At 67.9% G+C, this 11,107-nt stretch carries 8 protein-coding genes; 2 read left to right on the top strand and 6 right to left on the bottom strand.

Annotated features, from left to right (window positions below; genetic code table 11):
- Positions 1 to 2 precede the first annotated feature (2 nt).
- The 5 genes from QHF89_RS45305 to QHF89_RS45325 all read right to left on the bottom strand — a co-directional run bounded on the left by QHF89_RS45305 (position 3) and on the right by QHF89_RS45325 (position 6,667).
- Positions 3 to 683, bottom strand: coding sequence for a DUF4956 domain-containing protein (locus QHF89_RS45305; protein ID WP_284721793.1), 681 nt, complete (start codon positions 681 to 683; stop codon positions 3 to 5).
- Between the two features lie 47 nt (positions 684 to 730).
- On the bottom strand, positions 731 to 2,383 hold the full coding sequence (locus QHF89_RS45310; RefSeq protein WP_136973280.1) for a CotH kinase family protein: 1,653 nt from the start codon (positions 2,381 to 2,383) through the stop codon (positions 731 to 733).
- Between the two features lie 123 nt (positions 2,384 to 2,506).
- Complete coding sequence (locus QHF89_RS45315) at positions 2,507 to 4,555, bottom strand: PEP/pyruvate-binding domain-containing protein (protein WP_136973279.1); 2,049 nt, start codon at positions 4,553 to 4,555, stop codon at positions 2,507 to 2,509.
- Positions 4,556 to 4,594: 39 nt separating this feature from the next.
- Positions 4,595 to 5,578, bottom strand: a complete 984-nt coding sequence (locus tag QHF89_RS45320) for a hypothetical protein (RefSeq protein ID WP_284721794.1) — start codon at positions 5,576 to 5,578, stop codon at positions 4,595 to 4,597.
- Between the two features lie 78 nt (positions 5,579 to 5,656).
- The gene (locus QHF89_RS45325; RefSeq protein ID WP_136973278.1) at positions 5,657 to 6,667 is read right to left on the bottom strand and encodes a hypothetical protein; all 1,011 of its coding nucleotides are present in this window, start codon (positions 6,665 to 6,667) and stop codon (positions 5,657 to 5,659) included.
- Between the two features lie 285 nt (positions 6,668 to 6,952).
- Between QHF89_RS45325 and QHF89_RS45330 the strand changes: the two genes are divergently transcribed.
- Together QHF89_RS45330 and QHF89_RS45335 are read left to right on the top strand one after the other, a co-directional pair.
- Entirely contained in the window at positions 6,953 to 7,690 is a 738-nt protein-coding gene (locus tag QHF89_RS45330; protein ID WP_136973277.1) for a hypothetical protein, read from the top strand.
- A gap of 446 nt (positions 7,691 to 8,136) precedes the next feature.
- Positions 8,137 to 8,970 (top strand): hypothetical protein, encoded by an 834-nt coding sequence (locus QHF89_RS45335; RefSeq protein WP_136973276.1) that lies wholly within the window; start codon positions 8,137 to 8,139, stop codon positions 8,968 to 8,970.
- On the opposite strand, the gene QHF89_RS45340 is transcribed toward QHF89_RS45335, so the two are convergent.
- On the bottom strand, positions 8,971 to 10,911 hold the full coding sequence (locus tag QHF89_RS45340) for a hypothetical protein (RefSeq protein ID WP_136973275.1): 1,941 nt from the start codon (positions 10,909 to 10,911) through the stop codon (positions 8,971 to 8,973).
- Between the last annotated feature and the right edge of the window lie 196 nt (positions 10,912 to 11,107).

Consider the following 11,107-nt stretch of genomic DNA (forward strand, 5'->3'; position numbering starts at 1 on the left):
GGCTACAGATCCAGCGTCGGCTCCTGCAGCAGCAAGGCGACGTCCTGCACCCCTGGAATGGCCTTCAGATTCGAGACGAGCGACGCGCGTAGATCCAGCGCGCGGACGCTGATCTGGTAGGCGTGCTCCATCATCGTCCCCTGCGCCGCCTCGCGCAGCGTGACGAGCGCGAAGGACCGGCAATGCGCTCGCAGGATCTTCATGATGGCCTCCTCCGCCTCGGGCCCGGCAGGCGCGGCGAAGCGGAGGAGTCCATCCGGCTGATGGCGCGCGCCATACCCGGTGAAATGAAGGAGCACGAATCCGAACGCGAAGATGATCGTGCCCAGGATCGCCGCGCCGTGCGCCTGGGCGCCGCTCGCCATCCCCACGCCGAGGGCCGCGAAGATGAAGATGATGTCGCGCGGATCCCGGAGCGACGTGCGGAACCGGACCGCCGAGAGCCCCCCCGCCATGCCGATCCCCGCGGCGACGCTGCTGCCCACGGCGAGCATCAGCATGCACGTGATCACGCTGCCCATGGCCATTCCGTGCACCGTGGAGCGCGAGTACGAGAGGCCGCGGAAGGTCGCCATGTACACGACCGCGATGGCCTGGCCGAGCCCGAAGGCGAGCAGGAGGGAGACGAGCGCCTTGCGCCATTCGAAAACGTCCCCCTGGGTCAGCGGTTCGAGCCATTCCATCAGCGGTCGTCCCTCATTTGCAATCGTGGGAGAGAGGTCTCAGGAGGTCACGGTCCGAGGTACGTGGCCACGTCCGCCGGCCGCTCCTTCGCGTGGGCGATCACCCCGGCGAGGCCCTCGTCGAACGCAGCATCCGACGCGAGGAACGTGTACCCCGGCTGCTCGCCCTCCGCGCCGACGACGTAGGGCGCGATGAGGTCGTGGGCGGCCTTGAATCGCGCCTCCATGCTCGCCGCCTCGTAGTCCTTCTCGACCGCGAGCGCGACGTAGCCGCGATACGTCTCGAGGTACACCGGATCGTCGAGCAGGTACCGGATGAGCGGCCATTGATCGGTGATCTCGGACATCGCGAGCGACATGGCCTGCCCGCCGAACCCTCCGCCCGCCGAGGCGGGGAACGCGAAGCTGTGGTCCCAGGGGATCCACGTGAACTGCGCGTCCTTCTTGGGATCCGCGTACATGTAATAGTTGTGCGGCATGCGGCCGTATTGATCCCAGTCCTCGATCACCGCGTTCAGCGCGAGCCAATGGAGGAACCCATCGACGTCGAGCCGGGCTTCGAGGCCGGCGCGCCAGGCGGCGGCGTCGGTCTTGTCGGCGTGCAGCGCGTCGAAGAGCGCCTGCGCGTCCGAATAATCGGCCTCGTCCTCGTGGTTTTCCTTCCCGAGCGTTTCGGTGTCCCAGGTCTGCCAGCGCGCGGCTGCGCCGTCGGGCTTGTACATGTTGCCTTTGTGGCCGCCGAAATGGGTATCCATGAAGGATTCGTCCGAGGGCAGCTCGATCCCCGTGTAGAGCCCGAAATACTTCGAGCCCTCGCCGTGATCGATGAACACCCGATAAAACGCCGTCGCGGGCGCCGGGATCCCCGCGTTCACGAAGACCTCGGTGCCGATCTTGTCGCGCAAGAGCGACGCATCGCTCGCGTTGTTCGAGAAGCTCAGCGCGTCGAACCCGTAGAACCGCTGGTTCTTCGTCTCCGGATACGTGTCCTCGTACTTGTCCCAGTTGAAACGCAGCGGCAGCTTCCACACGCCCTGCTGCCAGGACATGGCCAGGCTCGAATTGCCCTTGAAGCGGATCCCGACGTGCTGCCAGCTCCGATCCTCGGTCTTGACGTCACACTCGACGTAGATGGGCGTGCGGGGGAGCAGATCGACGCCACCGTCGCCGCCTGGTCCGCCCGGCCCGCCGGGGCCGCCGGGGCCCCCGGGGCCGCCGGCCGGGAAGCAAAGCAGGCTGCCCATCGCATCCGTGCACGTCCCCTGGGACTCGACGCCATTGAGCGTGACCGTGCACGCATCGCCGGCCGCGAGGCCATTGCAAGCCTCGGCGAGCTCCGGCGGGGGCCCACCGCCGCCGCCGGGCCCGCCCGGCCCGCCCATGCCCATGCCTTCGCCGAACGTGCCGAGCATGTCGGTCATGTCGGCGATCATCGCCTGCCAGCTCTCGGGCGAAATGGTGATGTCGATACGAGGGACCCGATCTTGCGGGAAGGCGGCCGCGTAATCGGGATCCTCCGATCCGCTGCCGCCCTCGCCGCCGCTTCCGCCGCCGCCCTCGCCGGCGCTGCCGCCCGCGCCGCCGCTGCCCCCCGCGCCCGCGCCCGTCTCGGTGCTCGGATCACTCCCGCCGCACCCCTGGATCGCAAGGACCGAAAGCGCCACGAACGGCAGAACACAATGCAGGAACCGCATTCTCATCGTCACTCCCCAAGTTCAAGGTTCGAGTCGACTTTATGTCGAGACTGCGGCGCGGGTGTTACAGGATCGTGTGCGATTGTTAAGCGAGCGAATCTCGCGGGCGTCAGGAACGTCGCCGCCCGCTCACTCGCTCCCGCGGCCGGGGTAGGGGCGTGCTTGCTTGATGTAGAGCGTGGGCGTCTGGCCAGGGGCGGCCTCGTCGTCGAACTTGAATTCGATGTCCATCGCGTACCAGCCCTTGTTCCCCGCGGCCGGCCCATACGCGGGGGAGAAGCGCGTATGGATGGCGTCGAGGGCCACGCCGAGCGAATGGATCTGCGCCGTCGTGAGGACACGCTCGCCCTCCGCGAGCAAGCTCGAATGCGTCAGGTACGTGATCGGCTGGTTCGGCTGCGTGAAGTAGTAGAGGAACTGATCGCTGGTCACGCCGGGCGGCGGGGCCACGACCTCCACGTCGCCGCCGTACTGCACGTTCACGTAAAACGCGGGATCAACCCCCGCCTCGTCGAACGGATTCGCCGTCACGGCCACGCCGTTCGCCTCCTCGTCCGGGAAGTTGTGGTGCACGAGCAGGGCCATCCCGATCGATTTGTGGTCGATGCCGTAATAGCTGCGCTCCTCGAACGTGCGGAAGAGCCAGGCGCTCGCGTAGGTCTCGCGGATGGCTTCGAGCACGTCGGGCCAGTCCGTGGGGTCGCCCGTGTGCGACTCGTAGCAACCGGCGCAGGGGAACCCTTCGAGATCCTCGCTGTTCGTGCTCGTGCGGAAGCGCATCTTGTGCGTCCCGTATTCGGCCGCGATCTTGTCCTTCAGCAACGCCTGGAACGCGGCGTCGACGGGCGCCGCCTCCATCGCGTCGCGCAGGGCCTCGAGTTTCTGATCCCGGACGGCCGCGTCGGCCTGGAACGTCGGATCCGCGAGCAGCGCGTCGATCTGGTCGTAGAACCCGTTCTGCTTCATGAACTGGTCGTAGTAATAGACCGGGATCGCGAAGGCCTTCTGGATCGGCACGTTCTCGGTCCGCGTGAGGATCGAGTAATGCGCCGCCTTTCCGCCGAACGCGAGCACCGATTGTTTGATCGCGTCGCGCAGCGAGGCGCCGGATGCCGGCTCGGGCGTCACGTCCTCGAGGTCCCACAGGCCCGTGACCGAGAGATCGAGCGTCGGGAGCACGACGGGCTCGGGCTTGTGCTCATCCCAGTACGCCTGCGCTTCTTCGAGCGTGACCTCGCGGACGCTCCACGTGGAGGCGCCCACCGTGAGCTCGATCAATTTGCCTTCGAGGGCCCGCAGCGCGGGGTTCGTCATCGCATGGCGTAGCCCCATGTTCGGCGTGCCTCGATTCTGCGAGAGCACGTTGACGTGCGAGAGCGGCGTCTGGAACTCCTCCGTGATGAGGCCTTGGATGACCGAGATGTCGTTCGGCGCCTCGTCGAGGACCACGATGTCCTCGTGGGAGACGTATTCGTCCTCGAGATCCGCCGCCTTCAGGAAGCGGAGCCGCCCCATGGACGAGCCGAGCGAGAGGGGCTGGTAATCGATGGCCGCATAAAGCTCGTCCGTGGTCTTCACGGGGACGTCGTCGCCGAGTTTGTCGGCCTCCACGGAAACCGCGTCCGACGTCGGGTGGAAGAACAAGCTCCCGCCGAAATACGCCGACGCCGCCACCTTCTTGTAGAGCGTCGTGATCATGGCCGCCGACGCTGTGTCGTACGGGGCGATCTCGAGCGCCCAGACCTTCGGGCCCTCGTAGTAGGTCACGGCGCCGAGCAGGAAGCGGCGGTCGGGCGTGTAATACTCGGTCGCGTTGAAGCTCGACAGCTCGGGCACGAGCGGGAGGTCCTTGCCCGAGAGGTGCTTCGAGGCGAATTCGTAATGGATCTTGTAGAGGACGCTGTTCTGGAAGTAGAGCGCATTGCCGTCGGCCTGATCCAGGACGACCTTGACCGAGCGCGCGCCCGGCAGATCGGCGCGGAGGGGCTCCGAGGCGAGAGCTTGAAAGTCCCCGTTGCAGCCGATCGTCTGCAAGAAGTCCGGGGATTCGCTGCCGCTCGGGAGCTCGCATTCGAAGACGGGGCCCGCGGGCGCCGCCGTGTCGCTGCATGCCATCGGCATCGCGGCGATGGACAAAACGAGGCCCAGCGCCGTGACGGCGCGTTTGTGCAAGGACATGATTTCCTCCAAAGAAAGCCGAAGTCGAGCCGACCGCGTTCAGGGGACCAGCGAGAAGCAATAAAACCCGCCGTAGCCGCCGCCGGAGCCCACCGTGACCGAGCCCGGCTGCGGCCCGCCCATTTCGATGAGGTTCACGCCCGGCGCGCAGCCGGATTCGTTGAGCGAGGACATCCAGTTCGCGGCGCTTCCATCCCCGCCGCCCGGTCCGCCGCCGCCGCCGCCGAACCGCGGCCACGAATGCCCCACGCGCGGACGGCCTTCGCTCGCCAGATCCCCGAGGTTGCTCGTCCAGTCCTTGCACGTCGCGGTCGCGCTGAAGAGCGCGCCCTCGTCGTTCGTCCCGGTGAGCATGTCGTGGTTGTCGACCTGCCCCTGGTTCGGATCCGGCTGGTGGTTCGGGACGCCGTCCTCGTTCGGGAAATCATTGATGATGGCCGCGTCGGCCCCCGCGGGGCGCTCCTTCAGGAGATCGGTCTTGTTCGCCGCGAGCAATCGCCCGAGCCGGTCGTACCAGGGGCCTTCCCCAATGCGATCCCGCGCGTTGACCTGCTGGCCGTCCTCGCCGGCGGTCGCGCTCAAGAAGGCGCGCCACGGCTTTTGTCCCGCGCCCGGCATGCTCGTTTCGGCGATCGTCGCGCAGATCTTGTCCGCGCCGCGTAGCCCCGCGCCCGCGCCCGTCTCGCCAAAACGGAGGTCTCCGCCGAACCCCTCCGGATTGCCCGAGAGCTCCTGCAAAGCACGGAGGCTCGTCACGAAAAAGCTGAACTTCTCCGTGGTGCCGCCGCCGCCGGCGCCGGCTTCGCCGCCGCTCCCGCCATTGCCTCCCCCATTGCCGCCGGCGCCTTCGCCGCCCGCGCCGCCCGCGCCGGCCGCGCCGCCGCTTCCTCCCGACGCGGAGGACGAGCTGCTCCCGGAGCCGCCGTTGCCGAGCCCGAGGTCCCCATTGCTGCTACCGCAACCCACGACAAACGAGAGCACCGCGCCGCCCAAGAGGGGCAGCGCCCATCGGTGTGCGTTCATGACAAGCTCCTTTCTAGAGCCCGCTGGGTTCGTCCCAGCTCCTTGCCTCGGATGCACGGCACCCGGAGGAAATTCATTTCATTTGCAGGTAAGATCCGCCTGGCAGATCTGGCCGTTCGGGCAATCGACGTCGCTGAAGCAGGACGTGAGCCCCGGGATCTGCACAGCCTCTTCGAGCGACGAGGAGACGACGAGGTCGATGCGCCCCTCCTTGATGGTCGTCCCGCCCGTGGTCTTTCGAACGACCACGATCGAAGGGAACCCCGCGACGCCGAGGTCGAGGAGTTTTCCCACGAGCGCCGCAGAAATCTCCAGGGAGCCCGTGTCGTCCGCGTCGCACTCGATCATGCCCTTCGTGCCGCCGTGGTGGCTGATGTCGAGTTTTACGTAGATACGAGAGCTGTCGGCCTTCGCGGGCGGGGTCCAGGCGAGCGCGATGGGTTTGCCCGATTCGAGCGTGAGCGTCTCGCCGGCGAGCACGAGCGGGGCGATGCCAGTGCCTTCGAGCGTGAAGGCGCTGTAATAATCGCCGCTCGCCTGGAACGTGAGCACCTCCCCCTCGGCAAACGCAGGGAAGGGGAGTTTTACGCTGGCAGGCGGCTGATAGGCGTTCACCACGGGATCCATGCTGAAGCCATCCTCGCCCGATTCGGTGTGCAGGCCCTTGACCGTGATTTTCCCCGCGCTGTGCGCGAGCGGATACTCCTTGCAGGTCTCGTCCTCCACGCAGGCGGCGCTGCCCCCGCAAGGCGTGCTGCAAAAAGGGACCCGCGGCGTGGAGAGCTTGCAGGCGCCCTCCTTGGTGGCCTCCTCCCAGATGATCTGCGAGGGCGTGGGGCCGTCGTACACCTTGCCAAGCACCGCCGTGCTTCCGGGCGTCGCCGGCGAATTCTCGCTCGCGGGGACCGGCGGGACGAGGCGCACCTGGAAGGCGCCAACGAGAATCGAGGAATCCCCAGGCTCAGCGTCCGGCGGACTGCCGCCTCCGCCGCCCTGGCCGCCGCTCCCGTCCGGGGTTTCGCCGGAGGACGAGCAGGCGAGGAGGGGCAACCAAACAAGCCCGGCGAGGGCACCGGCGGCCCGCCGCATGGGAGTTTTCTTCCGCGGATCTCGTCGTAAGCCCGGCCAAAGCGTCGTCATGTGACGACCCTGCGCCAATCTGGTAAACGTGTTGTTGTGTTCGCGTTAGCGACTGTTAACGCGGTACGTGGTCACAGCAGTGCCCAGTGCATTGGTTCTTCCTCGAAGCCCGTCGCGCCGGGGTGCTGCCCGGCGGGGCCTGGGGCGACACCCCCGCGCGGCGGCTTCCCCTCGACGAGGTCCTTTGCGCTCCCTCTTGCGTTTTCCGGCTCACCGGCTGTACCGTCAGCGCTCATGAGATACCTCTCCCTCGCGGCCCTCAAGGTCGCGTTTGCCAACCTGTTCGGGGAACGTCATGCGGCGCTGGTCCTTTCGGGCGCGGGCAAGACGTATGAGCCTATTCTTCTCGCGAAGAAGCAGCAGATCGACACGCTGCCGGGCGCCCTGACGGGGGGCAAGCCGCTCGCCGAGGCGATCGCGGAGGCCGACGACGTGCACGATGGTTTTGGCTCGGCGATCTGGCACCTCACGGAGGCCTATGCGCGCTGGCCCAAGGTCCCGCCGCACGTGCGGGCCGCGATCGAGCGGGTGCGGGCGGCGTTCATTCCCGAACTCGACGACCTGCGGGCGAGTTACGTCGAGGAGGCGCATGCGGCATTCGAGCACCGCAAGCGGATTGACGCGCTGAAGGCCGACTTGCAGCTCATCCCCCTCGCGGAGGGGCGGACGCTCCTCGAGTGGGCCGAGGGGTATGTGACGGCTGCCGAGCAGATTGGCGCGCTTCTCAGCCAGCGGGCCGATGCGGAGACGGGCGCGCGTCGCGATGCGGGTCGGATCCGCACGGCGACGTTGGCGGTGCTGGGTCGGTTCCGGGGGGCGCTCGGGGATGAGATTGCCGTGAACCCGGCCTTGCCGCGGGACCTCGACGCGCAGGTCTTCGGGTTGTTCGATGAGCTCGGTCAGATGCGCGCGGATGCGCTGGCGGGGAAAAAGGCCTCCGCCGACGAGCCCGTGACCCCCGAGACGCCCTGACGATCCCCCCCGGGTCCTGTCCGCAGGGCGCCGGCGGGGTCGGGTTCCTGTCCAAGGCCTGTCGGCGGGGGATCGGGGGCAAGACGATCACCCCGATGGCCTGACGACAGGGCTTCGGGGTGATCGGCTTGCCCCTGCACGTCCTGTCGACAGGCCTTCGTGGGCATCACCTTCCTCTCGACGCGCTGGCGGCAGGGCTTGGGGAGGGTCGACTTGCTCCCGGCGCCCTGTCGGCGGGGTGCTCGGGGGGAAGGGCATCATGGCGGGGGCCTGGCGACGGGGGGATGGGGGGGTCGGCTTCATGAAGATCAGGTCGCTGTGCCTGGCCGCGGGGCTCGTCATCACCGGAGCCCAATGATTGATCCGCCGGCAGGCGCGTGATACACGCCATAGCGTCAACGGACTGACACGTGCCTCGTGCAGCCGTGCAACCCTTTGGTGAACCGATGAAACATACCATCTCGACGCGGAGGACCGGGCTCCTCGGGCCGCTCTTCCTTTTGCTCGCGTGTGCGGGGCAGCTCGGCTGCGGAGCGCTGGTCGCCGCCATGACGGACTCCGGAGGCGCGGATACGGACGAGGGCAAGGCGTGGCGTGCAGACTTTGCGAAGATGTACAATGCCACCGTCGAGGCGTCGAAGAAGGACCTCGACTCGATGGAGGCGTATTTTAATGCCCTCGTCACGGCGCAGGCTTGCTCTGATGCCAGCCATGGGACCTTCGAGGACGGGTGGACCGTCGATACGGTCGAGGGGCCCTTGAAGGTCGAGGACGCCGAGCGGAACTGCGGGAAGATGCGGGACGCCATCCGCAAGAAGGGCACGACCGAGGAGGCGTGCGGATATGCCTCGCTCTACGTGCGCGCCGGCGAGCAGTACCCCGGGACGGAGTGGACCACGACCCTCATGCCCCTCCGGAACATCGGGAGCATGTCCGCGCAGCGATTCGACGGCGCACGCCAGATCGTCCCCTGTGACCGCATGCCCGCGAAGGGCAACAAGCCCGCGCCCATCTGGAAAAAGGATCACATCGAGAAGGCCGAGTGGATCTGCGAGAAGGGCTCGATCATCGTGTACGATTCGACCGATTGGGAGATCGAGAGCAGCACGCAGGACGGCCAGCAGTTGCTCGTCCGTCACCTCGACGGCGTCTGCTGGTATCCGAAAGCGCCGGTCGGTGAGGCGTTCGACGTGCCCCCGCCCTGCGGAAACGACGGGACCCCGCCGAACAACGAGACGTTTAGCTGTCTCACGAAGGCGGGGAAGCTCGTCCTCAAGTGATTACTTCGTAAAGTCGCAGTTCCCGCCCGCGCAGCCCTCGGGCACGGTGATCTTCGGCGCGCCGGCCCAGACCGATTTCAAGTACGCCGTGATCTGCTGGCGCGCCGCGTCCCCGGCCGGGCCGCCCGTCGCGGCGAAGCCGTGGATGTCGTACGCATCCTTGTCCGCCGTCCTGTATTGCGTGAGGCCACTCTTGCCGACGATCTCGGAGGACGTCTCGACGCCGAGGATCGGATTCAAGACCGCGCCGACCTGGCCCGCGCCGACCGCGACCGAGAGCAAAGCGGTGCCCTCGTTCGGCAGGATCGGGTCGCCCATGCTCTCCTGGATCAAGTAAGCCGTCGGCTCCTCGGGCATACGATCCGCCCAGCTCGAGCCGTCGACCTCGTCCCAGTTCGATTGGCTCAGCGCGAGCGCAAACCCGACGTCGAGGTCGCCGCCGTACGTCGTGCGGAGGAGGCCTCGGACCGTGGAGTACACGTTCGAGCCAGGGATGAAATGGGTCCAGCCGGCGCCGGGGACGTTGAGGACGCCGTAATGCATGTCGGGGTCGACGGAGGCATACACGAGGCCGAGGGTGCCGCCGAGGGAGCCGCCGGCCCAGACCGGGATGCTGCTGTCGGGCTGGCGGCCCATGAGCGGGTTCGCCCCGCCGTCGAAGGTGGGGCCCGAGAGCAGCTCGCCGAGCGTCGTCTTCATCGCCGCCTGCACGGCCGCGCCGTCGGCGATGGCCTGCATGAGGCGCGCCGTGGAGCGGTGCGTGGCCTCGGCCATACGCGTCATCCCAACGAACGTCTCGATGACGTCGTCACCGGTCCAGCCGTCGAAGCGAATGCCGACCTTGCCCGTGCCATTCTGGCCGAGCTCCTGGTCGAACGAGCTGTCGTCGACGTCGCCGCCCATGCCATGGCCGAACATGACGAACCGGTAGTTGCCGCTGCCGGCCGGGACCATGACGCGGAAGGGCGCCTCGTGCGTGCCCTCGGCGACGACGTCGCCGGCATCGTCGACCCTGAGATCACGGTCGTCTTCGAGGAACGAGGGGAGCCCGACGAGCCGGCCCCGCACGACGGCCGCGACAGCCGCATTCGGCTCCCAGGAGACGGCATCGATTTCGACGGTGACCTTGCCCTGGGTGACGGCCTCGATGGCGCCCTCGCGCATGGCCGTGAGGCGCTTCGTGGCGTCGTCGCCGGAGCGGGTCGTGAAATCGAAGACGCGAAGGACACGCGCCGGATCGATGCCCGCCTCCGCGAGGAGTTTTCGGGTGGGCGCGTGGTAGGCGCGGAGGTCGGCCTCGGCCTGCGAGGCCGGGGTGGCGAGGCCAAGCGCGACCTGGGTCTGGTGGGTGGGCGTGATGGAGGCGCCGTCTTCCATTTTGAGGTCGTCGAGGACGACGGCCACGTAATCGGCGCCGGGTTCGAGGGGGCGCAGGGGGTAGCCGAGGAGGAGCGTCTCGGTGGCCGGATCCTCGCCGGGAATCGTGGAGAGGCGCACGGGGACAGTTTCGCCACGGCGCGCATGGTCGTGCTGCGCGAGGAGGAGGCGGACGGGGCCCTCGGTGGCGGAGGCCGCGGCGGGCAGGACGACGGGGCCGGCGAAGCCCACGGCGAGCGGGGTCACGCGGGAAAAGCCGTCGGCGAGGGCGAGGGAGCGGGGGTCGTCGTCGACGGGCAGGCTCTCGGCCTCGACGTGGAGGCGGACGCCAGTGGCCGTGGAGGCGTCCTTGGCGAGGTGGGCACTGGACGGCCAGGGCAGGAGGCAACGGAGCTCGTCCGGGTCGCCACACGGAGCCGTGAGGGGCGCGCGAGCCCCCTCAGCACGGTCAGGCGCGGTGAAGACAGGCATGTCCTCATCCCCGCCACAACCAGCGAGGGGAAGGGCGAGGGCGAAGGCGAAGAGGAAGCGCGGCGCACGGGCGCCGAAAAAGTTGATGGGCATGGCAAGACCACCCTAACGGAGCGGTCAAGCCCAAGACAACAGGTGGATTTTCGCAGCAGGAGCGGCGCAGAGCTGGGGCTTTGCCCCAGGCCCCAGGAGGGGGCTGTCCGCCCCCTCCACCCCGGACCAGCCAGGGGCTGGACCCAAGCTCGATGAACTGCGCGATGCGCAGTTCATCGAACAGGCCCGGTCAAGA

Source organism: Polyangium sorediatum, assembly GCF_029946465.1.
Taxonomy (GTDB): Bacteria; Myxococcota_A; Polyangia; order Polyangiales; family Polyangiaceae; genus Polyangium; species Polyangium fumosum.